30 protein-coding genes and 1 pseudogene are annotated in these 25,113 nt (G+C 63.1%); 11 read left to right on the top strand and 20 right to left on the bottom strand.

Features of this window, described 5'->3' with window-relative positions:
• Positions 1-6: 6 nt before the first annotated feature.
• The gene (locus tag KI242_RS14350; protein WP_212806285.1) at positions 7-735 is read left to right on the top strand and encodes an SLATT domain-containing protein; all 729 of its coding nucleotides are present in this window, start codon (positions 7-9) and stop codon (positions 733-735) included.
• Between the two features lie 240 nt (positions 736-975).
• On the opposite strand, the gene KI242_RS14345 is transcribed toward KI242_RS14350, so the two are convergent.
• Positions 976-1,269 carry a DUF3077 domain-containing protein gene (locus KI242_RS14345; protein WP_212806284.1) on the bottom strand — a complete coding sequence of 98 codons (294 nt, stop codon included), beginning with the start codon at positions 1,267-1,269 and terminating at the stop codon, positions 976-978.
• Positions 1,270-1,698: 429 nt separating this feature from the next.
• Between KI242_RS14345 and KI242_RS14340 the strand changes: the two genes are divergently transcribed.
• Positions 1,699-2,367 carry a phytanoyl-CoA dioxygenase family protein gene (locus tag KI242_RS14340; protein WP_212806283.1) on the top strand — a complete coding sequence of 223 codons (669 nt, stop codon included), beginning with the start codon at positions 1,699-1,701 and terminating at the stop codon, positions 2,365-2,367.
• Positions 2,368-2,413: 46 nt separating this feature from the next.
• Here the strand turns inward: KI242_RS14340 and KI242_RS14335 are convergent, their stop codons facing one another.
• The 3 genes from KI242_RS14335 to KI242_RS14325 all read right to left on the bottom strand — a co-directional run bounded on the left by KI242_RS14335 (position 2,414) and on the right by KI242_RS14325 (position 4,130).
• Positions 2,414-2,602, bottom strand: coding sequence for a DUF6360 family protein (locus tag KI242_RS14335; protein ID WP_244868199.1), 189 nt, complete (start codon positions 2,600-2,602; stop codon positions 2,414-2,416).
• A 2-nt stretch (positions 2,603-2,604) separates the two neighbouring features.
• Positions 2,605-2,868, bottom strand: coding sequence for a hypothetical protein (locus KI242_RS14330; protein WP_072442108.1), 264 nt, complete (start codon positions 2,866-2,868; stop codon positions 2,605-2,607).
• 347 nt (positions 2,869-3,215) lie between these two features.
• Positions 3,216-4,130 carry an SGNH/GDSL hydrolase family protein gene (locus KI242_RS14325; protein ID WP_212806281.1) on the bottom strand — a complete coding sequence of 305 codons (915 nt, stop codon included), beginning with the start codon at positions 4,128-4,130 and terminating at the stop codon, positions 3,216-3,218.
• Between the two features lie 234 nt (positions 4,131-4,364).
• Between KI242_RS14325 and KI242_RS14320 the strand changes: the two genes are divergently transcribed.
• The gene (locus tag KI242_RS14320; RefSeq protein ID WP_011060992.1) at positions 4,365-4,793 is read left to right on the top strand and encodes a hypothetical protein; all 429 of its coding nucleotides are present in this window, start codon (positions 4,365-4,367) and stop codon (positions 4,791-4,793) included.
• Positions 4,794-4,920: 127 nt separating this feature from the next.
• Here the strand turns inward: KI242_RS14320 and katG are convergent, their stop codons facing one another.
• The 3 genes from katG to KI242_RS14305 form a co-directional block, all read right to left on the bottom strand.
• Complete coding sequence (gene katG, locus KI242_RS14315) at positions 4,921-7,101, bottom strand: catalase/peroxidase HPI (protein WP_212806280.1); 2,181 nt, start codon at positions 7,099-7,101, stop codon at positions 4,921-4,923.
• 214 nt (positions 7,102-7,315) lie between these two features.
• A complete protein-coding gene (locus KI242_RS14310) occupies positions 7,316-7,915 on the bottom strand; it encodes an HD domain-containing protein (protein WP_212806279.1) in 600 nt (199 codons plus the stop codon).
• A 118-nt stretch (positions 7,916-8,033) separates the two neighbouring features.
• The gene (locus KI242_RS14305) at positions 8,034-8,591 is read right to left on the bottom strand and encodes a helix-turn-helix transcriptional regulator (RefSeq protein WP_123725179.1); all 558 of its coding nucleotides are present in this window, start codon (positions 8,589-8,591) and stop codon (positions 8,034-8,036) included.
• A gap of 189 nt (positions 8,592-8,780) precedes the next feature.
• Between KI242_RS14305 and KI242_RS14300 the strand changes: the two genes are divergently transcribed.
• Positions 8,781-9,122, top strand: coding sequence for a low molecular weight protein tyrosine phosphatase family protein (locus KI242_RS14300; protein ID WP_212806278.1), 342 nt, complete (start codon positions 8,781-8,783; stop codon positions 9,120-9,122).
• Between the two features lies 1 nt (position 9,123).
• Complete coding sequence (locus KI242_RS14295) at positions 9,124-9,570, top strand: hypothetical protein (protein WP_228102409.1); 447 nt, start codon at positions 9,124-9,126, stop codon at positions 9,568-9,570.
• Positions 9,571-9,748: 178 nt separating this feature from the next.
• On the opposite strand, the gene KI242_RS14290 is transcribed toward KI242_RS14295, so the two are convergent.
• Positions 9,749-10,936: a PrpF domain-containing protein gene (locus KI242_RS14290; protein WP_161466914.1), complete on the bottom strand. Its 1,188-nt coding sequence runs from the start codon at positions 10,934-10,936 to the stop codon at positions 9,749-9,751.
• Between the two features lie 411 nt (positions 10,937-11,347).
• Here KI242_RS14290 and KI242_RS14285 point away from each other — a divergent pair, with 411 nt between their 5' ends.
• On the top strand, positions 11,348-11,935 hold the full coding sequence (locus KI242_RS14285; protein ID WP_011060980.1) for an AidA/PixA family protein: 588 nt from the start codon (positions 11,348-11,350) through the stop codon (positions 11,933-11,935).
• Between the two features lie 45 nt (positions 11,936-11,980).
• Here KI242_RS14285 and KI242_RS14280 read toward each other — a convergent pair whose 3' ends face one another.
• From KI242_RS14280 to KI242_RS14270, 3 genes are all read right to left on the bottom strand, one after another.
• On the bottom strand, positions 11,981-12,601 hold the full coding sequence (locus tag KI242_RS14280) for a LysE family translocator (RefSeq protein WP_011060979.1): 621 nt from the start codon (positions 12,599-12,601) through the stop codon (positions 11,981-11,983).
• A gap of 87 nt (positions 12,602-12,688) precedes the next feature.
• Positions 12,689-13,339 (bottom strand): DUF2239 family protein, encoded by a 651-nt coding sequence (locus tag KI242_RS14275; RefSeq protein WP_103291076.1) that lies wholly within the window; start codon positions 13,337-13,339, stop codon positions 12,689-12,691.
• 45 nt (positions 13,340-13,384) lie between these two features.
• Complete coding sequence (locus tag KI242_RS14270; RefSeq protein WP_072442137.1) at positions 13,385-13,615, bottom strand: DUF3079 domain-containing protein; 231 nt, start codon at positions 13,613-13,615, stop codon at positions 13,385-13,387.
• Between the two features lie 296 nt (positions 13,616-13,911).
• Between KI242_RS14270 and KI242_RS14265 the strand changes: the two genes are divergently transcribed.
• The 3 genes from KI242_RS14265 (at position 13,912) to KI242_RS14255 (ending at position 15,753) form a co-directional block, all read left to right on the top strand.
• Positions 13,912-14,313, top strand: a complete 402-nt coding sequence (locus KI242_RS14265; RefSeq protein ID WP_212806277.1) for a hypothetical protein — start codon at positions 13,912-13,914, stop codon at positions 14,311-14,313.
• A gap of 95 nt (positions 14,314-14,408) precedes the next feature.
• Positions 14,409-14,963 carry a UPF0149 family protein gene (locus tag KI242_RS14260; RefSeq protein ID WP_212806276.1) on the top strand — a complete coding sequence of 185 codons (555 nt, stop codon included), beginning with the start codon at positions 14,409-14,411 and terminating at the stop codon, positions 14,961-14,963.
• Between the two features lie 91 nt (positions 14,964-15,054).
• On the top strand, positions 15,055-15,753 hold the full coding sequence (locus KI242_RS14255) for a hypothetical protein (protein ID WP_053158053.1): 699 nt from the start codon (positions 15,055-15,057) through the stop codon (positions 15,751-15,753).
• Between the two features lie 92 nt (positions 15,754-15,845).
• Here the strand turns inward: KI242_RS14255 and KI242_RS14250 are convergent, their stop codons facing one another.
• From KI242_RS14250 to KI242_RS14210, 9 genes are all read right to left on the bottom strand, one after another.
• Entirely contained in the window at positions 15,846-17,453 is a 1,608-nt protein-coding gene (locus tag KI242_RS14250) for an alpha/beta hydrolase (RefSeq protein WP_053158051.1), read from the bottom strand.
• A gap of 449 nt (positions 17,454-17,902) precedes the next feature.
• Positions 17,903-18,490, bottom strand: coding sequence for a hypothetical protein (locus KI242_RS14245; protein ID WP_053158049.1), 588 nt, complete (start codon positions 18,488-18,490; stop codon positions 17,903-17,905).
• 16 nt (positions 18,491-18,506) lie between these two features.
• Positions 18,507-19,115, bottom strand: a complete 609-nt coding sequence (locus tag KI242_RS14240) for a hypothetical protein (protein ID WP_041752195.1) — start codon at positions 19,113-19,115, stop codon at positions 18,507-18,509.
• A 107-nt stretch (positions 19,116-19,222) separates the two neighbouring features.
• Complete coding sequence (locus tag KI242_RS14235) at positions 19,223-19,573, bottom strand: hypothetical protein (RefSeq protein ID WP_053158044.1); 351 nt, start codon at positions 19,571-19,573, stop codon at positions 19,223-19,225.
• 40 nt (positions 19,574-19,613) lie between these two features.
• Positions 19,614-19,907 carry a hypothetical protein gene (locus tag KI242_RS14230; protein ID WP_011060967.1) on the bottom strand — a complete coding sequence of 98 codons (294 nt, stop codon included), beginning with the start codon at positions 19,905-19,907 and terminating at the stop codon, positions 19,614-19,616.
• A 135-nt stretch (positions 19,908-20,042) separates the two neighbouring features.
• Complete coding sequence (locus tag KI242_RS14225; RefSeq protein ID WP_015635370.1) at positions 20,043-20,519, bottom strand: surface-adhesin E family protein; 477 nt, start codon at positions 20,517-20,519, stop codon at positions 20,043-20,045.
• Positions 20,516-21,163: a hypothetical protein gene (locus KI242_RS14220; RefSeq protein WP_212806275.1), complete on the bottom strand. Its 648-nt coding sequence runs from the start codon at positions 21,161-21,163 to the stop codon at positions 20,516-20,518. The genes KI242_RS14225 and KI242_RS14220 overlap by 4 nt, the downstream gene beginning before the upstream one ends.
• A 115-nt stretch (positions 21,164-21,278) precedes the next feature.
• A complete protein-coding gene (locus tag KI242_RS14215) occupies positions 21,279-22,064 on the bottom strand; it encodes a PhzF family phenazine biosynthesis protein (RefSeq protein WP_212806378.1) in 786 nt (261 codons plus the stop codon).
• A 5-nt stretch (positions 22,065-22,069) separates the two neighbouring features.
• Positions 22,070-22,765 carry a PAS domain-containing protein gene (locus KI242_RS14210; RefSeq protein ID WP_011060962.1) on the bottom strand — a complete coding sequence of 232 codons (696 nt, stop codon included), beginning with the start codon at positions 22,763-22,765 and terminating at the stop codon, positions 22,070-22,072.
• Positions 22,766-22,947: 182 nt separating this feature from the next.
• On the opposite strand from KI242_RS14210, the gene KI242_RS14205 reads away from it, so the two are divergent.
• Entirely contained in the window at positions 22,948-23,640 is a 693-nt protein-coding gene (locus tag KI242_RS14205; protein ID WP_123430909.1) for a response regulator transcription factor, read from the top strand.
• A pseudogene (locus KI242_RS14200) lies at positions 23,640-24,976 on the top strand (sensor histidine kinase). Before KI242_RS14205 ends, KI242_RS14200 begins: the two are co-directional and overlap by 1 nt.
• Positions 24,977-25,113: the final 137 nt, after the last annotated feature.

The following is a 25,113-nucleotide window of genomic DNA, read 5'->3' as shown; positions in this document are numbered from 1 at the left end:
TCTGAAATGAATAGAGATGCATTACTAAAGTCCATTGCTGAGCTAGGCTACAATATTGGAATTGGCTGCAAGAAGCATTGGGCGACACTTGATGTCGTGGATAAGGTTCCTGGTATTATAGGATTCCTCTCAATGGCTGTAGGTATTTTTGCTCTTATTATAGATGAGCTTAGTGCAAAAATTCCATCGGCGATTATGCTGGTATTTGGCATATGCGCTCTTTATATAACTTACTATGATCATAAGAAGGAGGACTATGAAACTGCTGCGCAGAAGCTAACAGAGTTGCTTGATGAACTACGAGATCTTTATCGAGAAGTACAAGGGGTAAGTACGTCGCCCACGCCCGAGCAGATTAACCGCCTACTAGATATTAGAAAGGCCTATTACAAGACCTGCCTGAGTAAGCAAATCATTTTCAGTGACTGGTATGCTCATTATAAATTCTTTTGGCAACACCAGATCAGCTGGATGGATGAGCAGCTGAAATTTAAATTATTTCGTGACAAGCTTCCGTTATCAATGATGCTTTTTATCTTGGTCGCTGTAGGCGTGTCAGCTTACGGACTCCAAGATAAGACACTTAGAGTTGTGAATAAGGTTGAGGTGCGCAACACTCCTGCTAATAGCACGTCGAATGGTCATGCATGGCATTTCAGAATGACTTGGACGGCATGTTCAGTCGATAAGATCGCGCCCGGCGATTTTTTGAAATGGTCTCAAATTGCACCTTAGTTTTTAGAGGGGACACGAGGTTTCATGGTCAGAGTGATGAAGCAGTCAAACAATGTATTCACCGTGTAAGGATCATCTGAGTAACTGTAGAAATCGGAGGAGTCGAAAAGATGCCCAGAGTAGCGATGATAGAGCGGGCGACTTAGGTCCGCTCCTGGCTAAACCGCCTTTCAAGTAATAGAGACACCGCTTATCAAGTAGCGATAAGCGGCGTTTCTATCTATTCCGTGCGATGTCACCCTAACTCAGAGCTACTCCCTCCCCCCTCTTTCCCCCCAACCCCAAACAAACATCATCAATCACCGCCTTGCCCATCTCCGCCAAAAAGTGCGAAGCCCAAGCATAGCGCTCCCCCCGCTCTTCCATAGCAGCATCCAGCGCTAGCTTCTTGGCGTAGTACAACAAAGTAGAGGCCTGCTCCAACGCCTGCTCCAAAGGCACATCAGCGTTCACGCGAAACAGCTCTAGTTCAGGATCGGCACAACTGCCAAAGGTGACGAAACCCAGTGTCTTGACTGAGGCTGAACTGCTCATCGGACACCTCCTACAACAGCCAGGAGACGGGTATTACGAAGGGAAAATCCACACGGATTACGGGCGTACATGATTGAAACTCCCATATCGGTAATGAGAGCTGCCACCTTCGTTCTCAGGCGAGTGGGTGGCAGCTGTGCGCGGGCTGAGAAACCGGAGATACAGGAACCCGGCAGACCCGAAGGTCTCCCACGCACAGCCGCCATAACACGAACAGACGGGCACAAAAATGCGCCTGCATTCATGGGCGGGCGCTTGTGCGCCTGCATCTTACCGGGTTCTCAGGCCCGGTCGCTGATTTTGCAGCGACCGCAGCAGACTAGGCGGCCGCTCACGCTGGGGCAACCGCTAAACCGTAGCCGGTTATGTCGCTCGGATGGGCGAGCCGTTATGCTCTCCCCCACCCCGGATAAGGACATCTGCCCCCTCATGATCGACCGCGAACAACTCCATCAAAACGGTTACCTGTTGCTGCGTCAGGCGGTGCCCGCCGACTGGCTGGATGAGCTGCGGGCCACGTTCGAGGCGGGGGTGATTGGGCCCGAGCAATGGCCGGTGCCTCGGGGGCCGGACTGGCGTCATGCGCTGGTGGATCTGGATGCGCGGGTGCAGGCGGTGTGTCGTTTGCCGGCGGTGTTGGCGGTGGCCGGGGAGTTGATCGGGGAAGGCTTTTTTCTGGCGCAGGTGGAGGGCCGCGAGCCGTTGGCGGGGGGCGGTCATCAGGTATTGCACCGGGATCTGTCGGAGCAGCGCCTCGGTGACCGGGTCACGGCGCTGGTCTATCTCGATGACTATGGGCCGACCAATGGCGCGACGCGCATCGTGCCCGGCAGTCATCGCCCCGGGGAGCGGTTGGCGCCCTTTGATTTCAGTGATGAATCCCGAGCGTTGCAGTTGGCGGGGAATGCGGGGGACGTGCTGCTGTTCGATGCCGATCTGGTGCATGGGGCCAGCCTCAACCCCAGTGGTGCGCGCCGTCGCAGCTTGCTGGTCAGCTATTGCGCCCTGGGGCTGTATGAGTCCCATCTGCAGACGCTGGGCCTGCGTGCTATCCGCATGGACACCCGCGAGCGCTTCGAGCCGGCGGACTTTGTCTGAGTGGGCTCGGGCGCCAGGGGTGCGTCAGCCGCAGCGTGGCGCTCATTCAGTCGGCCAGGCGGCTGGCCAAACGTTGCAGTGCCTGGGCCAGTTCCAAGGCCTGTTCTGCCGTCAGTTCCACGGGGTCGTTGTGCGGGCTGATGGCCTTGAGATGAATGGCACTGCCCTGCTCTATCCATAGGCGCACGGCGCCCTCGCTGCTCTCGAAATAATCCGTTGTGCGCTCAATCGGCATGTTCATTCACCTTGTGCGTGGGCGCTGGCCAGTTCCAGCAGGCGGGTGAAGTCGGCGATGGCGAAATACAGGTCATCGCGGGTGTCGCCGTCCCAGTCTTCGACGGCTTCCCTGTCTGCCTTGAGTGAGGCGATGCGGGTTTTGATCTCGGCGATTTCCGCCGCGCCGCACTGGGTGGCGATGGCCTCCCAGCGTTCCTGGGGAATGTTTTGCTGGACCGACAGCCCGGCTTGGGCTTGGGCGATCAGCGCGGTGAGTTGGCTCATGGGGTATTCGTCCTGAAAATGTAGCCTTTGAATCGGGGCGCGGTCGCGGGCTGGAATGTGCAGAGGCGCAGCTTGTGCGTCAGGCGCTTTGAGGCGGGTCACTTTATCGCGTTCAAGCCCAAACAACGACCTCAAGAGTGCAGCCAGCCCCATGTCCTCCACACCACTGGAGAACTCGTTGCCGGCGTCTCCCCCAGGGTGCCGACAAGGTCACATGTCGCTAAGCGTTCCGTGAATGCAGCGTGCGGTTCTCAACGACAAGGGCAAGGGTGTCCGAGCAACTGCCATGACAATCTTTGGCGTCCATAGCCGGGCAATGCTGACCGGCTATGAGCGGATAGAGAACCTCAACGGCTCGCTTTCAGCGTTTCAAGCATCGCCGCGGCGGCCAGGCTGTGGACTTTGCGGGTCGGGTGCCATTCATCCCAGTAGTAATGGGCATCCGGATCCGCACACACGGGTTTGACATCCGGGTAGGTGGCTTGGCACGGGGTATCCAGATCCTTCAGGCCCGCCACCTCGGGGGCCGCGCGAAGCGTGTTGCTGAAGGCCAGGTGGTCAAAGTAGCCAATACTCACGTGATGGGCGTTAGCCAGTGTTGCCAGCACGGCGGGCAGTTTTTGTTCGAGTATCTGCTGGTAGTGCGTTGCGTTCTTGACTTGATTGCCCTGCACCACAGCCGGCACATGGCTCAAATCCGTGGTCCCCACCACCATCAGGTGCTTCGCCCCTGCGGCGATCAGCGTCTCGGTGCTCTTCTGTATGTTCGCCACGCTGCTCTGGCCAAGCACGTCGATCGTTTCTGGGTGCGCGAAGTCGGCCCATTCAAAAAAGTCGTTGGCTGAGATGAAAATGAAATACAGCGCATCCGGATCCGCCTTGTGTGTTTTAGCGGCTTTCAGGTGATCGGCGATTTGCCCGAAAACCCCAGTGTCGCGAGAGGGCTGCATCCAGGCGTAGTAGTTGCCGTTGCCGCTTTTGGCGCCACCAATGGCGTAGTCGGTCAAGGGGATTTTCAAGGCCTGCGCCAAGTGCTCGACAGCGGTGGGACCATTGCTCCAGCGTCCCTGCCAATACAACGAACCGGGCAGCTCCTGTGCTTCTTTGACCTTCTGCGCGGCCATGGTTCGGGTGAAGGTTTCACCCGCGCCATTGTCAGAGTAGCTGTCACCGAACGCATAGAGATGATCGTAGCCCGGGCCGCCAAAGGCGGTTGCGGCAGTCATGGTCAATAGAGCGGCCAAGCAAGCGCGTCGAATCATTGAAAGTCTCCCGGGTGGTGCTCTTAGACTACCGGTGGCGACGTTTTGCCTCGCCACGCTTGCGACCTGTATTTAGCCGAGGGCGCAAAGAGTGTGCTGTTCGCGACAGGTCAGTGGCGGGTGAGTCCAGCGTGTGCGCCGCTTTTTTTATCCCGCCTGTTGCCTTGGGTGCTTGGCAGCGCCGCACGGGTCGGCTTCAATAACCGCCCCTTTTCATGTTCAGGAGCTAGAAGGATGCAGCTTTATTACCGTTGGGCGGCCGCGTGGGTCATGGCGTGGGTACTGGGAACCGGGCTGGCCCAGGCCGAGGAACGGCCACAGGTGGCGGACAAGATCCTGGCCTACACCGGGCCGCACGGGGTGAAGGTCTGGACCTTGCGCATCGGTGAGCGCAGCGCCAATCAGGCGTTGGTGCAGGTGGAAGACGCCGACCACGACTGGAACATGCGCATTCAGAAAATGAACGTGGAGCAAACCGACCGCGACACCCGTTACTTCACTCAGGTGGACGGGCAGAAGTTCGTGGTGCTGCTGCTTCAGGAAGGCTATGGCGAGCTGCATCTGCCGGGTGAGGCCAAGCCGCTGAAGGTGGGCTATGACAGCAACCTGTCCAGCTATGGCGATGCCCAGGCGTTTCTCAATGAGTACCTCAAGGCCAAGTAGCGCGTCGGGCGGGCGCTGCAAGCGCGGTGCTCGTTGATCGGCGGTGCTCATGGCTGAAGGGCCGCGAGCGCTCTGCAACAACGCCTCCCTAGGGAGGCGTTGTGGTTTTACCCGGTTTGCAAACCTCTCAGCGCAGATCGAACCGATCCAGATTCATCACCTTGTCCCAGGCCGCCACAAAGTCCTTCACGAACTTCTCCCCCGCATCCGCCGCTGCATACACCTCGGCCAGGGCCCGCAGTTGCGAGTTGGAACCCAGCAGCAGGTCGACCCGGGTGCCGCTCCATTTGTATTGCCCCGTGGCGCGGTCGCTGCCTTCGTACAGGTCGCGGGCCTCGGGCTGGGGTTTCCATTGGGTGCCCATGTCCAGCAGGTTGACGAAGAAGTCGTTGCTCAGGGTGCCCGGGCGCGCGGTGAACACGCCGTGGGGCGATTGCCCGACGTTGGCCCCCAGCACTCGCAGGCCGCCCAGCAGCACGGTCAGTTGCGGGGCGGTCAGGGTCAGCAGTTGTGCTCTGTCCACCAGCAGGGCTTCGGCGGTGACGCCGCTGATCGGCTTGAGGTAGTTGCGGAAGCCGTCGGCCACAGGTTCCAGCACGGCGAAGGATTCGACGTCGGTCTGTTCCTGGCTGGCGTCCATGCGCCCCGGGGCGAAGGGCACGCTGATGCTGTAGCTGGCATTTTTTGCCGCCAGTTCCACCGCCGCGCAACCGCCGAGGACGATCAGGTCCGCCAGGGACACGCGCTTGCCATTGCTTTGCGCGCTGTTGAAGGCGCTCTGCACCGCTTCCAGGCCTTGCAGGACCTGGGCCAGTTGCTGCGGTTGGTTGACCTCCCAGTCCTTTTGCGGGGCCAGGCGAATCCGTGCGCCGTTGGCACCGCCGCGCTTGTCCGAGCCGCGGAAGGTCGAGGCCGAAGCCCAGGCGGTGGACACCAGTTGCGCCACGGACAGGCCGGAATTGAGGATCTGGCCCTTGAGCTGCTGGATGTCCTGGGCGTCGATCAGCGGGTGGTTCACGGCGGGAATCGGGTCTTGCCAGATCAGTTCCTCGGCCGGCACTTCCGGGCCCAGGTAGCGGGCGCGCGGGCCCATGTCGCGGTGGGTGAGTTTGAACCAGGCCCGGGAGAAGGCTTCGGCCAGTTGCTCGGGGTGCTCATGGAAGCGCCGGGAGATCGCCTCGTAGGCCGGGTCGAAGCGCAGCGACAGGTCGGTGGTGAGCATCGACGGCGTGCGGCGTTTGTTCGGGTCGTGGGGGTCGGGCACGCTGTCGGCCCCGGCGCCGCCCTTGGGTTGCCATTGGTGGGCGCCGGCGGGGCTGGTGGTCAGCTCCCATTCGAAGCCGAACAGATGGTCGAAGAAGTCGTTGCTCCAGCGGGTCGGGGTGGTGGTCCAGATCACTTCCAGGCCGCTGGTGATGGCGTCGCCACCAACGCCTGTGCCGAAGCTGCTTTTCCAGCCCAGGCCCTGCTCTTCCAAACCGGCGGCTTCCGGTTCCGGGCCGACGTGGCTCGCCGGGCCGGCGCCGTGGGTCTTACCGAAGGTGTGGCCGCCGGCGATCAGGGCCACGGTTTCTTCGTCGTCCATGGCCATGCGGGCGAAGGTTTCGCGGATGTCCCGGGCCGCCGCCAGCGGGTCGGGGTTGCCGTTGGGGCCTTCCGGGTTGACGTAAATCAGGCCCATTTGCACCGCCCCCAGGGGGTTCTCCAGCTCGCGGTCGCCGCTGTAGCGCTGGTCGTCGAGCCAGGTGGTTTCGCTGCCCCAATAGACGCTGTCTTCCGGCTCCCAGACGTCCTGGCGGCCACCGGCAAAGCCGAAGGTTTTAAAACCCATGGATTCCAGGGCGACGTTGCCGGTGAGGATGATCAGGTCGGCCCAGGAGAGCTTGCGCCCGTACTTCTGCTTGATCGGCCAGATCAGCCGCCGCGCCTTGTCCAGGCTGACGTTGTCCGGCCAGCTGTTGAGCGGGGCGAAGCGCTGCTGCCCGCCCCCGGCGCCGCCACGGCCATCGGCGATGCGGTAGGTGCCGGCGCTGTGCCAGGCCATGCGGATGAACAGCGGGCCGTAGTGGCCAAAATCCGCCGGCCACCAGGGTTGGGAGTCGGTCATCAAGGCCAGCAGGTCGCGCTTCACCGCGGCCAGGTCCAGGCTGTTGAATTCGGCGGCGTAGTCGAAGCCCTCGGCCATGGGGTCGGACAGGTGCGAGTGCTGGTGGAGGATCTTCAGGTTCAGTTGGCCGGGCCACCAGTCGCGGTTGCTGGTGCCTTCGCCGGCGGTGTGTTTGAACGGACACTTGGATTCGTTGGACATGGGACTCTCCTTCGGTCATCCCTACCCGGCTGCTCGATATGGGCCCGAGGCTGGACGTGCGTATGAAAAGCGTAGTGAACGGCAAGCGAAGGTAAAAATAGACCCGCTTGATGACCCTGGCAGAAAAAAACCATGACGCCTGCAAGGTTTCTGCGCGGGACGCCCAGCCCCCTGGGAACCTGCCCTGGATGTGGCGAGCTGCGCCCGGGCTTGTTTAGCGCAGCCGATGCTGAACCGCGGCCTGAGCCTGGGCGTCCAGGCGGCGCTGGGTATCGACGTCGATCTGCTGGCGCAGGGCCTGGAACAGTGGGCTGGCGTCGGTGTAGCGGCGGCCGTAGCCGAGGTTGAAGCGGTAGTCGAAACCCGCCGGGTTCTGGCCCTGGGTGTGTTGCAGCAGGGTTTCCAGCTTGTCCAGGGCCTTGACCGCGCGCGCCTCGGCGCTGGCGGCGCCTTCGTATTCGTCCCACAGCTCCAGCAGGTGCTCGCGGGCCGGGGCGTCCAGGGCTCGGGCCAGCAGTTGCAGGTCCGCGCGCTCCTGCTGGCTCTTGTCCGGGTGGGCGGCCTGGGCCACCGCCGGGATGTCGCCATGAATGGCCTCCCCCAGGTCGTGGACGATGCACAGTTTCAGCACCCGCAGCAGGTCCAGGTCCCCCAGTTGGTCTTCGAACAGCAGCGCCATCAGGCACAGGCGCCAGCTGTGCTCGGCCGTGCTTTCCTGGCGGCCGCTGGAGGTGTGGGCGCTGCGCAGCACGTCCTTGAGTTTTTCCGCTTCACGGAGAAAGTCGAGACGGCCGCTGAGAAGTTCACTGTTCATGGAAAGACCTGCGCGGGTGGGCAAAACACAGCCGGCACTGAAAGGCGGCGAGCGATGGCTAACCAGACTAGCCAAGGGGTGCTGCCGGGGCCACGGATAAAATATGCGTGGCGCCGTTTCAGAGGGTTTCCACCAGCCGCACGGCGTTGCCGTCGGACAGGTTGAGGCGGGTCCAGCGGCACTGGCTGGGGGCGATGGGCACGATGGCCGAATCGTTGTGGCCGCTGAAGAACTCCAGGGACGGCGGCGCCAGCACTTCACGCCAGCCCAGGTCATCCAGGGCGGCTTCCTTGCGGGTGATTTCCTCGGTGCAAAAGCCCCACAGGGACTGGCCCAGCAGCTCACTCAGGGGCACGCCGAACTGCCCGGCGCGGGTCGCTGAACAGGCCAGCAGGCGGTGGGTCAGGTCGCACACCAGGTGCACGGCGCGCGGGCTGTCGTTCACCAGCCGCGCCAGGGCCTGGTCGGCGGCGGCGCTGAGGTTGGCCGCCAGCAGTTGTTCCAGGCGCACACGCTCGGCCGGTTCCATGGCCTGCTGGCCGTTTTCCCAACGGGAAATGCTCGACTGCGCCACGCCGAACAGTTCGGCGGCGTGCTGCTGCTTGACCCGGTGCAACAGGCGCCAGCGCCTGAGGGCCAGGCCCAGATGGGGGGAGGTGAACAGAGCTACGGACATGGCCTGGGCGATGCGAGTAAAGGGGCCGGAAGTTTCGCAGCCTCGGCCCACGGCGGGCAACTTGCGCCGACCAATGCAATTGGTCCAGCCCGCCACAAGTTGCTGGACAGTGCAGTAAAAGCCCCGAAAAATCAGCACCTTTGCCCCGCCCTCCAAGGGCCAGGCGTCTGTGCCAAGGAGTTCGGCCCAATGCTCAATGTCCTGTTTGTCTGCAGCCAGAACAAGCTGCGCAGCCCCACCGCCGAGCAGGTGTTTGCCGACTGGCCGGGGATCGAGACCGCTTCGGCGGGCCTCAACCACGACGCCCAGGTGCCCCTGGGCCCGGAGCTGGTGGAATGGGCCGGGCTGATTGTGGTGATGGAAACCCGCCACCGGGAAAAACTGCGCAAGCGCTTCAAGACGCAGCTGCGCGAGCAGCAGATTGTCTGCCTGAACATTCCCGATGATTACGAGTTCATGGACCCGGAACTGATCCAGTTGCTGCGGCAGAAGGTGTCGCAGTTTCTTCCCGATGGCGGCGAGGCTCGCTGATATGCCCCTGATATTCAGGGCCCCACCTGAGCTGCGGGTGGAGCTGGACATCCTTGGCTACCAGTTCCCTGGCAGCCACGATCACCTGGACGCCAACTGGCTGATGGTGCAGGGCCGCATCGAGCATCCCCAGGGCGACTGGCGTTTCAAGGATGCCTGCCTGAGGACTCACGAGCTCGATCAGTTGGCCCAGTGGCTACAGGCCCTGGATCAGCCCGAAGGCCCTCCCCGGCCTTGCTGGTTCACCGAGCCTTGCCTGGCGTTTCACTACCTGGGCGGCCCCGAGCCGCAGATCCAGATCCACTTTTGCCTTGAAGCCGCACCGCCCTGGCTGAACCCGGAGCAACGGCTGGACGGCTGCCAAGTGACGCTGCCCCTGGCCTGCAATTCCGTGCCTCGGCTGCTGGCAGGGCTGGATGCCCTGCGCCGAGATTTCCCCCAGCGCTGAACCACAGCCGCCCGTCTGTAGCCGCTGCCGCAGGCTGCGATAGGCACCGAAGGGGCCTCGGCGCCAGGGGGATCGCCTGCGAGCCTGCGGCTCGTGCGCAGCCTTCGGCAGCGGCTACAAGAAGCGGGGCACGCGCAGGGTTGGACTCTGTGTGGCCGCGAAGGAGCCTCGGTGGTGGTTAGACGGAGCCGAGGGCGGCGATCAACGCTGGGGAGGCGTTGTACAGCGGTGTACTGCCCTGCAGCAGGATCTGCGCGCTGCGCCGGTAGGCAGCGCCATCGATCAGCAGCTCCCCGCCGGCCAGCCGGGCATTGATCAGGGTCTCCAGCACCCCGGCGGGGTTTTCAATTGCCAGCGGGTACTCGCCCGGCTCCTCGCCTATCACCGGCGCCCGCGCCAGCAGGGCGTGGGCCACGGTGCCTTCGGCCAGGCAGGCCGCCGCCAGGCAGCAACCGCCGGACACCGCCAGGGACGGGTGGGCGTTCTGCGGGGTGAAGTAGCGGGTGGCAATATCCCCACCCTCTCGCGCTGGGCTGACGATGCAGATCTTCGGGATGGTTTCGCTGCGCCGCAGGTCGTCGGCGCTCATCAGGCTGCCATCGCGCTTGCGCAGGCCCATGCGCAACCCGCCCAGCACCATCAGTTCCAGCAGGCGCGCCTTGAATTGCGGGTCGGCGTCCAGCTGGGCCGGGGTTTCCTCGCCGTTCTTGCCCAGGTCCGCCGCACGCAGGATGACCATGGGCACCGCCACATCGATGCAGGTGGCGGCAATGCCGTCCAGCAGGTCCACCCGTTTGCCGGTGGGGAACAGCGCGCCGGTCTTGGCCCCCACCGGCTTGTCGAGAAACAGGTCGACCCCGGGAAACACCCCGTTGACCCCGGGAATCCGCGTGTCGCTCAGCAGCCGGCCATTGGCGAAGCCTAAGCGCGCATACATCGTGGTCTGGGTGTTGCTGTTGTAGATCTCGATCTGCCCACCGCCCTCCCCGGGCTCCAGCCAGCCGCGCTGCAGGGCATACAGCGGCAACGCCGCGGACATGTTGCCGCAGTTGACGCTCCAGTCGATGGCGCTCTTGCCCGCCGCCAGTTGCGCCAGGGTGCTGATCATCCGCGTCTCGCCGGGGCGGCGCTCGACGATGAACACCTTGTTGCTGGTGGGCCCGCCGCGCCCCAGGCCGGTGATCTGGGTATTGCCCGGCCACTCGCCCTGCAGCGGCACGCCCATCAGGTGGCGCAGCAACTCTTCCACCAGCGCTTCGTCCCGGGGCAGCGCTTCGCGGGCCAGGATCAGCCCGGTGGAGGTGCCGCCACGGGCGTGGCACACGGGGAATTCAGGGATGGCAGCAGGCTTGGGCAGATCAGGCATGGCGGGCGCCTCCAGGGTGGGCGAATGGAACAGCCCCTTGTCGCACGGGCAACGGGCGGCAGCGCAGCATGATAAACCGTCGCGGCCGATCCCGGGGCCTGTCGCTTGGCGATCCGGGGTCGCCCGATTGCGCATCGTGCCCGGGGCCGATCAGCACCTGGGTCTTGGCACGGGTGCTACAGGCTTGTAGCCCGAAGCGGCCAGGACGCCCTCACGGCGCTTTTTTGACCGGCCCATTTGACTAACAGTCTTGAGCTTCTAGATTCCACTGGCGACCTCATGGAAGTGCATTTCGCCCGGTGCCCGACAGCTGTTGCGCCGCGCCCGGATGCTCGGTGGCCGCACGCTGCACAGCCGATGACACCCGGGCCTGGATCGCCAGGCCCATAGCGCGACAACAGGGAGCCGGACATGAACGAAAACATCGTGGATATCCTTGTCACCATTGACGTGGACACCATTCTGGAAAGCAACGGCAAGACCTTCGACGGCGGCAACACGCTGACCTTGAGCCAGCACAGCGCCACCCCCACCCAGCTCTACAACTACTACAGCAACGGCCAGCGCCTGTCCGACCAGGTGGTCTACATGGTGGCCCGCCGCGACAACACCGACGGGCCGGACGGCGGCTCCGAACTGGCGGTCAACCTGCGTCAGGGGGACATTGTCCGCTGGCGCGCCACCAGCCTGTCCAAGGGCATGTACAACGCGGTGCTGCTGTACCAGTACACCCAGACCAACCCGGTACCGAGTGCCGGCAATCCGCCCTATCTGACCGACGTCACACCAATCGTCCTGGACAGCACGCCGCTGCCCATCATCGACAAGGACAACCCGGCCGGGCAGCCCATCGCGCAAAGCGTGCAGAACTACTACTGGCAGGCCAACGCCACCCGGGTCGGCTCGCGCATTACCTACACCTGGGCCTTCATGATCCTGGACAGCAACAACAAGGTGATCGCCTACTGCTCCTGGGACCCGTACTTCTCCATCCACTGATGGCCATGGCCTCTCCCCGTTGCGGGGAGAGGCTTGCTCCAGGCTTCAGGCGCGCCGGGCCAGCAACAGCACCGAGGCCGCCGCCGACAGCAACGCCGCGCAGCAGCGATTGAACAGGCGCTTGCCCGCAGGCTCGCTGAACCAGCGGCGCATGTGCAGGCCCATCAGCGCATAAGCGCTGATGGCGATCCACTCCAGCAGCAGGAACAACAGCCCCAGCACCAGGAACTGCGAACCCACTGGCGCCCCGGGCTCGACGAACTGCGGCAGAAACGCGGTGAAGATCAGGATCGCCTTGGGATTGCCGATGGCCACCAGAAATTCCTGCCGGCTGAGGGCCAGCAGCCCGGACACCCGGCTGCGCTCCGCACTCTGCACCTGGGGGTCCGCGGTCCACAGCTGATAGGCCAGGTACAGCAGGTAGCCCGCGCCGAGAATCTTGATCCCGTAGAACAACAGCTCCGAGGCTTGCAGCACCACCGCCAAGCCGGCGGCGGCCAGGGCGATCATCAGGGCGAACGCTGCCAGGCGGCCGATGCCCGCCAGGCACGAGGTGCGAAAACCGTAGGTGCTGGCATTGCGCACCGACAGCAGGTTGTTCGGCCCGGGGGCCATGTTCAGGGCGAAACAGGCCGGGAGAAATAGCGCCAGGGTGGCGAGGTTCATAGGCACTCCAGAATCGGCAAGGCGTCGTTGTTGACCGGCAGGGAACATAAAACGCCTGGGCCCCGGGACACAAGCCAGCCCCGGCGATTAAGCCCCGGCCAGGCGCAAGGCATAGGCACGGATGTCCTGCGGCCAGTCCTCGATGCACTGCTGCAGGCGCGCCAGGTCCGCGGCGAACAGCGCCCGGGTGGCTTCTTCATAACCGGGAAGATCGCCGCCCATGGCCAGCATGAACTGGTAGGCCGCCTCTTGCGCGGCCCGCTGGCGCTGCGGTTCGGCGCCATGTCGCCGGGCTTCGTCCACCAGCCGGCGCAGCACCGCCGAGGCGCCACCGGGCTGCTCGGCCAGCCAGTCCCACTGGCGCGGCAACAGGGTCACTTCCCGGGCGATGACCCCCAGCTTGGGTCGCCCCCGCCCCCGGGGCGCAGCCTCTTCGCCCTCGACCGGCGCAGCAGCAGGCTGGCGCGGGCGATAGCGCCCGTTGCCCGGCGCCGGCGTGGCGGCCAGGCGCTGGCGCACTTCGTCCGGGGTGCCCCGCAGGTCGAGGTCGATGACCCGGCCGCTGGCATCGTCGAACACCAGCAACGGCTGCGGCGCCGCCTCTTCGCTGGCACGCTTGACCGCCAGCGCGACCTCCAGCAACGGGCCGGCCGCCAGCACCTGCTGGGCCTGAAACGCAGTGACGGGTTGGGCAAGTGAGTCGGACATGGTTATGGCCTCAAGGAAACGAGGCTGCATATTACCCGGGTATTAATAAGACAAGCAATAATACCCGGGTAATATTTAAACGGCGGTCGGCCCTCGTGACTGCCGCTGTGGGGCCGGCTCGCTGTCGGCGGGCATCTCGATGCCCCAGTCGCCGTCCAGGTACCAGTCCTCCCCGAGCATTTCCGCCGGGTGCATGGTGCGATCGGAACCATTGCCGCAAGCCAGGGCATTGGCCGCGCAGTAGCGGTCGCAGCCCCAGCAGATCCGCTCGGGGTGTTTGGGGCGCAGGGGAAAGGGCTTGGCCATGGCGGCTCCCGGAACCTGGATGAAGGAGCCTGCAGGTTAAGCCCCCTGGGGCTGGAGGAGGTTGATCTCGATCACAGCGCCGGGGTGCGCTCCGGGATGACCTGCTGCGTTCTTCAAGGGGCCTTCGTTGGCCAGCCTGGCCCTACCGGTGCCAGTGCTGGCGGTGAAGCGGGAACGGACGGCAACCGCAGCCTTGCACCGTTCGCATCGCCTGATCCAAGGGGCCCTAGAGGCAGATGCCACCGGGCACAGAATTTTCTCTGACAGCGGCTACGGGATCGCTATGATGGATCACCATGAACCCCAGCCCCGCGATCCGCCAACCCTGTCCGCCCGGCGCCTGCATTTGCGAGCGCGAGCAGTTGCTGGACACCCCCGGAGCCGACCTGCGCATCCTCAATCTGACGCGCCAGGAGGAAAAGCGCCTGCTCGAACGCCTGGAAAACCTCAAGGACCTGGCGGACCTGGAACACATGCAGCGGCGGATGTACGAACAACTGGGCATCCGCGTCCAGATCAGCCCCAGTGACAACGTGGTCCGCAGCATGCGCGGCATCACCATTTCCCTGGGCGAGTTGCCCGGCCTGTGCCGCAAGACCCGGCAATCGATCCCGGCCGCCATCCGCCGGGCCATGGAGCAGCGCCCGGAAATCGCCTACCGCCTGCTGGACTCCCAGGACCTGTTGCGCGGCACCTGAGGGCCGCGCACTCAAGCGCCGCCCATACCGTTCAAGGCTTGCAGCCCGGGGCCTGAACCCGGAAACTTGCCGCTGCTTTTTCCAGGACTTCTCTCATGCAAAACACCCCATTGAACGCCGCCGACTTCGAAACCCTCGAAGACACCCTGCTCAAGTACGGCGACGACCACTCGGTACTCAACCCCTGCGAGCTGGACGGCTATTTCACCGCGCTGGTGTCGTGCCCGACCCAGGTGGATATCGCCGAATGGTTCCCGGCGATCTGGGGCGGCGAGAACCCCAATTGGGAAACCCCGCAAGAGTGCCGGCAGTTCATCGACCTGTGCGTGCGCCACATCAACACCCTGGCCGAACAACTGGCCAGTGATGCCCAGGGTTTCCATGCACGTTTCGAAACCACCGAACACCAGGGCCAGGACCTGTTGCTGGCCGAAGAATGGTGCTTTGGCTACCTGCGTGGCGTGGCCGTGGGCAACTGGCCGCAGATGCCGGCACCACAGACCGGCCTGTTGCAGACGATCATCGACTGTGCCGAACAGGACAACTTCGAACTGCCGGCCGACCTCGACCTGGACCAGCATCGCCAGCAGGTAGCGGCCATCGAACCGGCCGCTCGGGCGCTGCATGCCTATTGGACGGCGCAGCGCTGAGGCTGACGCCAGCAGAAGCACCACGGGGGCCCTAAGGGGCAAAAAAAGGCAGACTTCACGCTCGGGGAAGTCTGCCAGCCAAGGACGGATAATGCTCATGTTCAAATGCATCAAGAGACTTTTCAGCCGGAATGCGCCAGCGCAGCCGCAGCCGCAGGACATTCCCGCACCCGCCGCCCCACCGACATTGGAGGAATATCTGTCCGGCTTGCCAACTTGCGATCATGAGCCCGACGAGGACTTCTATTACCGAACAGAAGCGGCTGACCAATGGACGCGATACTTCTCAAGCGAATTCACCATACCCTGCCGCAACCAGGGAGGAGGTCATTCCCAAGACCTGACGATGAACGAAGCGCTGAAAAATTACGCAGCCGTCCATGGTCTGGTGTACGTGTTCTACTACTACAGCCCATTCCCCTATGCACAAACGAAGATTGCCTCGCACCATAAGGAGTGCATTGAGGCTGCCTCAGGGCTGATCTCGCCTTACAAACATTGGATGCTCCTGTGCTTTCTGGCTCGCTATAAAAAAGACACCGCGGCGTTGACAGGGCGAACAAGCTTTGCCGATGGGACCCAAAACGATCAAGAGTGTCGATACATCATTTGCGATCCCCCCTGCCTGACCATTCCACGACAGGACATCCAACTTCACTTGAATGGTCATTGGTACTCATTGCCGGCCATCACCGATTTAACTCTAGGCCAGCTCATGGTGACTTGGCGCGATGATGCAACCTTCTGCGCTTCACGAGCCGCTTCACTACTCCAGGCCGTGAAAGTCTGATCAAAGGTCCATTCCCGTTTTAAGCAGGCATGGTGTGCGCCATACCTGCAAAGCTGGGTGCGCTTCAACAGGGTAGTAGTAAGGCCCTCAGATCATTGGGTAGGCGCATATTCCTCAATCAGTTTCCACAGCAAACGGCCCATCGGTAGGCGGTAGATATCGCTGTGGGCCCCTCCTCCGGATCCCGGCGAGTTGAATTCGGTAATACCGTTAGAAGCGTCGATATAGGCCACTTTTCTGTCCGGGCCGGTGCTCTTGAACGGCTCGGCGCAGCCTTGCTGACCGTGCTTGCAGACTTCGAACCGACCTCCTGGAACTGCGGATGTGTCAGAAGCCGTCATGCACTCGAATATGCGCTGGTACTGGGGGTCGGTCGTATCGCAGGCCTTGTGGTATGAGCCGATCGATCCGGCAGGATCGGTCCAGACGATAAAGGGGGCGCCGGTCGCCGAATCGTTGGTGGCTGCAGTCAGCACCACCTTGGTCTTTTGAAGATGCCCGTAGTCCCGATAGGGAGCGCCTTCACGTCCGAGGTCCGGGGCAAAACGGTTGATGCTCATCGCCCCTTGCAAGCCAACGGCCAGATCAACCGGGCTGGTGACCATCGGCTGATCGGGGAACTGACTGCCAAGAGGCACCAGGGCCGGTGAACTGAACACCGCGCGAGTCATGGCGCGCGCCCCGAAACTGTGGCCTAGCGCAACAACCCTGGCCTTGCTGCCAGAGGCCGCCAGGCTGCGCGGAATGGTTTCGTTGAGCATCTTGTTCAGCCAGGACAAGCCTACTTCGTCCGCATCATTGGCCTTATTTGAATAGCTGAATACGTTGCCGAAGGAGTTGGACCAATAAGACGGCCAGGTCACGCCAATGACCAAGGGGCGGAAGTGACCAGTCACCTGATCATCGACCAGCGGTTTGATTGCCAGCGTCCTGTCGATCGGACTTTCTTGCTGTCCCTTGGCCGCTTCCAAAGAAGCGGCCATCAAGTTACCAGCCAAGTCATTGAAATTTCGTATTGCTTCTTGTTGGGCAGTGTTCCAGCCCATGACAATCACCAGAACATGGGTGTAACTACCTTGCCGAAGGTCCTGGGTCAAATTATTTTCCAGCGATAACAGCGCATACTTTCCATAATCGTAAAACTGATAGGCATGGGCATCCACCTTGTCCAGGTTGGTGGATATTGAGCAGGCATGCCAGTCACTTATTTTCGCCAGATCATAGTTCTTTTTGACGAGTGATAATTGCTTTGCCGCGTAAGCGTTATATACAAAGCAATGATTCTTTGAAAGATAAGGATCACTTGCCCCGGCGGTGTCCTTGGCTATCGAGTTTTTTATGATGTGCGAAATGAACATCGCCTTAGAGTCACTTTCCTGAAATCTCCTGATCTGACTTGGTGTTCCCCAGCGGCTTGGTTCTTCCGCGCTGATGTATTGGCCGCTCCGTACGAAGCTGACCTGGGGATTAGCCTTGGGGCCGCCGACGATGGCCTGTGGGCTTTTTTCAATGGCCACGACATACCCTGGGTAATGCAAGGCGGTTCCGGATGGAAAATACAGGCTGGAATGGAAGTTTTTTGCATTGGTGCTATCCAGTTGCAATGCCGACTCATAAGGCTCCATGACCGACCCGGGTCCGGAACAACCAGCAACTCCTACTCCCAAGGCAATCAGGCTTAACCATTTGAGACGCATCATAACTAACTCCCTGGATCACTCCTGACCCTTATACTGACCTTCGCGCCGTAGACACATTAGTTAGAGGCAACGTGGACATCTTGCCTAGTCACAACACCACTATAGTCAGCAAGCGGCATTCAGCCAGCATCTCGATATATAAATATTAAGACTTACCTCTAAAGCCTTTTCCACATGAGATCAACTTTACTTCAACACTCCGACCTGCCCTCACTCGCTAGCACAAATCAAATTTAAATCCAGCCACTACTTGAAAAAACCTATTCGATAGCGAACTTATAGTTAGGCGACAATCAACTTTTACTTAATAAACACAAAAATAATCAATTACTACAAGATCAACTACGCCGGGCTCTGGCCAGTGCAGTGGCATGAGAATATTGGTTCCGCCGCTGGCCCTACCCGGGCCAGCGGCGTTTTCATGCCTGCCATCAGGTGCTGCGCGGGGGTTACAGCAACTGGCGTTGCACCGCTTCATCCAGGGTGCTGCGGGCCAGTTGCTGGACCACGTCGCGGGTATCCGCCTGGAAAGGAATCGCCACGATCAGCAGCAGTTGCATCCAGGTGCGCACCGACTCGCTCTTGCGAATCCGCCCCAGTTCCTTGCCGTCCTTGTCCTTGAACACCGTCTCCAGGGTGAAGGTGTTCTTCGCCGTGGACGGGATGATGAAGAAGGTGGCGCCGGTGATGATGGCCGAGGCCATGCTGAACTGCTCGTTGTTGTACAGGGTGGCTTCGGCGTACAGGTCCGACTCGACCTTGTCGGTGCTGACCCGGGCAAAGCGCCCGGACTGGCGGTAGGTATCGGCCACCGCCGCTTCCCAGGCGGCGGCCGGGGCGCCGGCGGCAGCATTGGCCGGGCCGCCATTGACCTGGTTCATCGCGGTGGTGCGCACGAAGGCCGTGGGTTTGTGTTGCTCCGCCTGGGCGGTGGGTGGCCAGGCCGTGACCGGTGCCAGTTCGTGTTGCGAATAGGACACGCAGCCGCTCAGCAGTACCGCGGCCAGCACCAGTACGTGCTTGATGGAACCGAACATGTGACGCTCCTTGATCCTAGTGCGCCAACCGGGCGGTGGCGTTGTCGAGCAATTTGGCAACCAGCTCGTTGAGCTGCTTGGCGCCCTGGGTCGGGGCCCAGTATTCGCGCCCATAGAGACCGACATTGCGCTCGAACTTGAGCTGCTCCCTGGCGCTGGCCAGTTCCTTGCCGTCGCGATCGACGATCGACAGATCACCGGCCAGGTCGAAGCTGTCGACGTAGATCGGGCCATTGACCCAGATCCACAGCGTCAGGGTCAGCAGAGCCCCCGGTACATAGCCCGGGTGCGGCCCGCGATGGCCCTTGAGGGAGGTCATGTTGAACTTCAGCACCACGTCGTTTTCCCCCAGGCGGGTAGGAAATTCGCTGAGTTGCTGGAAGTAGCCGGCGCTCTTGACGTAGGGCGTCAGCTGGGCGGTCAGGGAGCGGCTGATGGCGGTACGGGTGGCTTCGTCGATACCGGCGGCGGAAACCTGCACATCGGCGATTTGCGCGGTGCGCGGGCTGCTGGCAGGCGCGGGATGCAGCGGTGCGCCCAGGGGGCCGGTGACGTTGTAGGACACACAGCCGGTCAGCGCCAGGGTGGCGACAAGGGCGGTGGCCCTGAGGAGGGTTCTGAACACGAAATATCCTTATTGAGGGACGGACAGCACCAACGTCTCGACCCCGGCGCCCAGAACTTTAGGAAAACCTCGCATTCGGTTGGGCGCTACAGGCCCGCTCCCGGGCCTTATTGATAGTCCTCTTCATAGGCCTGGAGCAGATTGAACAAGTGCTCCTGGGGCATCGCGCAGTCCTCCAACGCTTCGGGCGCAACACCGTTCCATTGCTCATCGGGGTCGCTTTCGACAATCAGTAGCGGCACCTGGGCGTTGTTGCAGAAGGCGAGGATGTCGCGCAGTTCCTGCTCACGTTCCACATGGTCGTTGTGAAACAGCTTGGCGCTGTAGAAGAAACCCTCGGCGCCACGGCGCAGATAGCCCTGGGCAACGCTCAGGGACAGGCCCAGGCGCTGATGGAGAAACTTGACCAGCGCCAGGTCAGTGCTGGGAGTCGCGGCGGCGATGCTTATTCTGGACATGGCAGGTTCCTTGATAAATCGGCGGGCAGCCCTCGCCCTGCTACTCGGGCCGCCACAGTTCGAGCCCCTCCACATGGCGCTCGATGTCGTCCATGTCGTCCTCCCCCAGGGTACGGTCGAAGGGTTCGCTGAGAATCCTGCGCACCTGGGCCAGGCGCTGGGTGACCTGCTGGTTATCGATGAAATCGGTGGTGGCGCGCTGGTAGTCGGCCACGGGTTTATCCATGTAGTAGGCGCCCATCTTGTGCAACGAGATCAAGACGAACTCCAGCTCCGCCAGGGCCTGCAGCGCCTGCTCGCCAGAGAGGGTGATGGTGCGGTTGCTTTCCAGCATCGAAACTTCCTTGGTACTCAACAGTTGGACAGAACGCCGCCTGGGCGGCGTGCGGCGCGCGCTTCAATCAGGCAGGCCACCGCCCATGCTGATCATGGCCTGGCCGGGCTGAACAACAGGCCCGGCTGACACCGCTCACCGACTCGGTGCCGGAGCCAGCTTGAGCCGGGTCGGATCGACCGCGCAGGCCATGTTGCGCAGCTCCCCGATCAACGATTGACGGGGAAAGGCGGCCCATTGCGCAAGATCTTCCTTGCGCATGACCTCCACGCCCTGGGCGAAGGGCTCGGAGAAGTACACCCGGCCGAACTGCGCCGACTCATCCTTCTCGCAGTTGATCACCCGGGTCGCGCGGGAGCTGTAGATCGGTGGCTTGCCACCGCCCAGCGCAGCAGGCTTGGCGTAGTTGTTGACCAGATAGAACTGCCGCAGGTTCGGGTTGTTCTGGTAGAGGGCCAGCGAGTTGGCGGCAAAGTAGGTGGCCAGTTCCGGGCTTTCCAGCACCTTGAACATGCCGTCCGGACGCTGCGGCGCCGGGGCCTCCCCGGGGGTACCCGAATGCGCGCAACCGGCGAGCAAAAGCGCCGCGCTCAAGCTCGACAGCTTGTTCATCGGCCCGCTCCCTGGGCCAGGTCCGGCCGCTCCTGCTCCAGCAATGGCTGATCGACAGTGCCCTGCAGCGAGCAGAGCAAACGGGTCTTGCCGTCTTCCTGGCTGAGCATGAGGATCTTTTCCGCGGAGCCCGGCGCCGGGGCGATGCCCGAAGCGGCGGCCGGGTTGTCCTGCCAGGGGGCCGCGGCGTTGAGTTTGATCTGCGGCCGGGAGACGAAGTATTCGCCAGTCTCCTGCCAACTGGCCTGGGGCAGCGCGGCCATGACGGCCTCGCGGCTGGCATCGATTTCAAAGCCCCAGAAGTGAAAGGTGCCCTGCTCGCCCAGGTCGAACTGGCGGTCGTAGTAGGCGGTCAGGGGCAGGCCCTGATCCAGCAGCGGCCGGGAAAACGCCATCAGCGCGGTGGCGCTGTCGCGGCGCTCCGCCACCGGAATCCAGGCGATGCCCTGGCGCTGATTCTCCGCCAGTTTCACCACCTGCCCGAGCTCGGCGCGCTGCTGATACAGGGCCTTGAAAAAGCTCGGCTGGCACTCCAGCAGGCTCTGGCTGAGGCTCGCTGCCTGGGCAGCGCCGGCGCTCAAGCCCAGGAGCAAGGCCAACAGCGGTGAGGTGGAAAGGCGGGGCAAGGTGCGCGTCCGTTGCATGGTCTGGAGCATCCTGAGCAGGCGAAAAAAACGCGACTCTACTCCCGCCGGCACCGCCGAGACAAATCCGCCTGCAGGCACCAGGCCTGCATGGCAGAGCGGCGCCGCAGCCGGTTCAGAGGAAAATACGGCCCTTGAGGTACAAGGCGCCGTAGCCGCTGATGATCACCCGCCCGTTGTCCAGCACCTGACACTCCAGCTGGCCCTTGCGCGCCCCGCCCTGCTGCGCCCGCAGCTGACGCTTGCCCAGGCGCGCGGCCCAGTAAGGCGCCAGGGAGGTATGGGCGGAACCGGTGACCGGGTCTTCATTGACCCCGACCCGCGGGCCGAACCAGCGCGAGACGAAATCGAATGCCCGGGACGGCGCCGTCACGGCGATGCCGCGCACATCGAAGGCGGCCAGTGCGGCGAAATCGGGCTTGAGCGCCTCCACCAGAGATTCGTCGTCCACCACCAGCAGGTAATCGTCGGTGCGATACAGGGCCTCGGCCGCCGGCAACCCCAGGGCTTGCAGCAGGGCCGGAGGAATCGCCACGGCTTCGGGCTGCTTGGCGGGAAAGTCCATGGACAGCAGGCCGCCCTCGCGGCTCACCCGCAACTCGCCGCTGCGGGTGGCAAAGCGCAGCACGTCGAGGCGCTCGCCCAACTGCTCGAACAGCACCCAGGCCGCCGCCAGGGTGGCGTGCCCGCACAGGTCGACCTCCACCGTGGGGGTGAACCAGCGCAGTTCGAAGACTTCGCCCCGGGGCACGAAATAGGCGGTTTCCGACAGGTTGTTCTCCAGGGCGATGCGCTGCAGGACCTCGTCCGGCAACCAGGCATCCAGGGGGCACACCGCCGCCGGGTTGCCACCGAAGACGTGGGAGGTAAAGGCATCCACTTGAAAGATATCGAGCTGCATCGCGGTCATTCCTCGGCGCCTTGGGCGCGGATCTGTTCCAGGTAGTTGTAGATGGTGTAGCGGGTCACCCCCAGGGCCGCGGCGGCCTTTTCGATCCCGCCCTTGACGATGAACACCCCGCGCTCCTGCATCTGGCGCACGGCGTCGAGCTTGTGTTGCTTGCTCATGCGCGCCCCGTTTCCCGGGCAGGCACCCTGGATGATCTGGGCCAGCAACTGTTCCATGTCGGGGGCTTCGTCGCGGCGCGGCGCAGGCGCGCTGCCCAGGCCCAGCAACTGCCCGAGGCAGGCATGAGCGGCGGCGATACCACTCAGGTCGCTGTTGCTGCACAGGCTGGCGAAGGGCTGCCCGCTGCTGTCGCGAAAGATCACCGTGGAACTGCGCAGCTCGCGGCCGTCGGGGGCCAGGGTCGGGTAGTTCTCCAACACCAGCGGGGTCGCCGCGGAGCGGTCTTGCAGGGCACGTCGCACCGCGGCAAAACCCAGGTCCTGGCGCGGCCCGACCAGCACCGGGTCGCCTACCCGGCGTCCAGTGACATGACCGTTGGCGATGGCGACGATCGAGCACTCGGGACGGTCAAGGTCATGCAGGACAATCTCCACATGCCGGCCCACCACGCTGCCCAGCATCTGCAAAGTGCTGTGCAGCACCTGCAGCACCAGCTGACGTTCGGCAAGCAGGGAAGCGCAAGATCGGTTCATGGGTGACTACCAAGGTGAACGGCCAGGAAAAATATCAACACCTTGTTGAATATTCAACTTATTGTTCAGTTGATCCCGGTCATGCCCGCCCATCATGGCAATTGCATAGCCAAGGGCATTGCTGCAATATTCGCAAATGTAAAACGTTCTCATTAAATATTTCCATTCAAGTGCTCTGCCCCATGACCCCCAACCTGCTCCTCGTGGAAGACGACGCCCGACTGCGCGACGACCTGGACCTGCATTTCCGCCAGCGCGGCTTTACCGTCACCACCTGCACCGACGGCCGCCAGGGGCTGGCCGCGGTGCGCGCCGGCCACTTCGACCTGGTGCTGCTGGACATCATGCTGCCGGGCATGGACGGCCTGGCCCTGCTGGAAACCCTGCGCCAGGAACAGGGCACGCCGGTGATGCTGATGTCGGCCCTGGGCGCCGAGCAGGACCGCATCACCGGCTTTACCCGAGGCGCCGACGACTACCTGCCCAAGCCCTTCAGCCTGGCCGAACTGGACGCCCGCGCCGACGCCCTGCTGCGGCGCATGGCCCGGGTGCAACAGCTGCAGGCCACGCGCCAGGACCCGATCCTCAGCTTCAACGAACAGGCCCAGGACGTACTGCACCAGGGCCGCGCAGCGGGCCTCACCGGCTCGGAATACCGGCTGCTGGTGACCCTGCGCGAGCACCCCGGGGAAACCCTGAGCAAGCCGTTTCTCTATCAGCACGTACTGCACCGCATCTACACGAGGCTCGATCGTGGCCTGGATGTGCACGTATGCAACCTGCGGCGCAAACTCGCCGACCTTGGGGTGCAGCACCTGCAGATCCAGGCGGTGCGCGGCGCGGGCTACATCCTGGTGGAAGCGGAACGCCACTGATGCGCCGTCACCCCCTGCTGTGGAAACTGGCGCTGTTGCAGATCGGCTTCTGCCTGCTGCTGACCTGGATCATCTGGACCTGGGGCCTGTCGGCCGAGCGCAGCACCTATTTTCTCGACCCCGCCGACCGCCAGTACCTGGCCAGCTACGCCCAGCAGGCCGAGCACGCCTGGCGCCAGGGCGGCGTGGCTGCGGTCGATGAGTTCCAGCGACAACTGGCAACCCGGGAAGACACCTGGGTCGCGGTGATCGGCGATCGCCTGCAGAGCCTGGGCAGCACGCCGCTGACCGCCGAGGAAGCCAGCCACCTGACCTTCATGCGCAAGCTCGACTGGCCCATGAGCCGGCGCCTGCAGGACGAGTTGCCCTACGTCAGCATCGAATTCCCCGAGCACCCGGAGCAAGGCCGGCTGGTGCTGCAACTGCCCGAACGCCTGCTGCCCAGCGGCCTGACGCCCTGGACCCACCTGCTCAGCCATGGCGTGGTGCCGACCCTGCTGGCCGCCCTGCTCGGCCTGTTGCTCTACCGCCACCTGGTGCTGCCGTTGAACCGCCTGCGCGACCGCGCCGATGCCTTGCGCGCCGACGACCTGGAAAGCCAGGGCCTGGGCACGCCCCTGGTGAACCGCCACGACGAACTGGGGGAACTGGCCCTGGCCTTCGAGCACATGGCCGAGCGCCTGCGCCAGAGCCTGGCCCAGCAGCGCCTGTTGCTGCGCACGCTGTCCCATGAGCTGCGCACGCCCCTGGCGCGGTTGCGCATCGCCCATGACAGCCGGTTGCCGCCGGAGCAGTTGCGCCAGCGCCTGGACCGGGAAATCGCCGACATGCAGCGCCTGCTGGAAGACACCCTGGACCTGGCCTGGCTCGACACCGAGCGCCCGCAACTGCCTACCGAAGCGGTGCAGGTGCTGTCGATCTGGGAAGCCCTGCGCCAGGACGCCTGCTTCGAAAGCGCCTGGGACGCCGAGCGCCTGCCCTGCCTGCTGGACGCCGAGTGCCGGGTCCAGGTGCACCTGGACAGCATCGCCCAGGCCCTGGAGAACCTGCTGCGCAACGCGATCCGCTACTCCCCGCCGGCGGCCGGGTGAGCCTGCGCGGCTGGCGCGAAGGCGCCTATTGGCACCTGTGCCTGGAAGACCAGGGACCAGGGGTCGCCGAACAGGACCTGCAACGCATCTTCCAGCCCTACCAGCGCCTGGACTCGGCCCAGGGCGACGGCTTCGGCCTGGGCCTGGCCATCGCCCGGCGCGCCGTGGAGCTGCACCAGGGGCGGATCTGGGCCAGCAACGGCCACCCCGGGCTGTGCATGCACCTGCTGCTGCCCGCCGCCTAGGCCCGGCACAAGCGCGCCCGGCTCCCTGACAGAACCTCGTACCGACCTGGAAGTGTTTAGAAAGTTAATGCGCTTTACTCGCAAATAGCAGTCATTATCATTCGTGATCTTCTGTTTCTGCCTCTGTCCCGGAGATC

The sequence above is a fragment of the Pseudomonas sp. Eqa60 genome (genome assembly GCF_018326405.1).
In the GTDB taxonomy this organism is placed as follows: domain Bacteria; phylum Pseudomonadota; class Gammaproteobacteria; order Pseudomonadales; family Pseudomonadaceae; genus Aquipseudomonas; species Aquipseudomonas protegens.
Note: the sequence above shows the minus strand (reverse complement) of the source record. Positions and strands in the feature narration are given on the sequence as shown.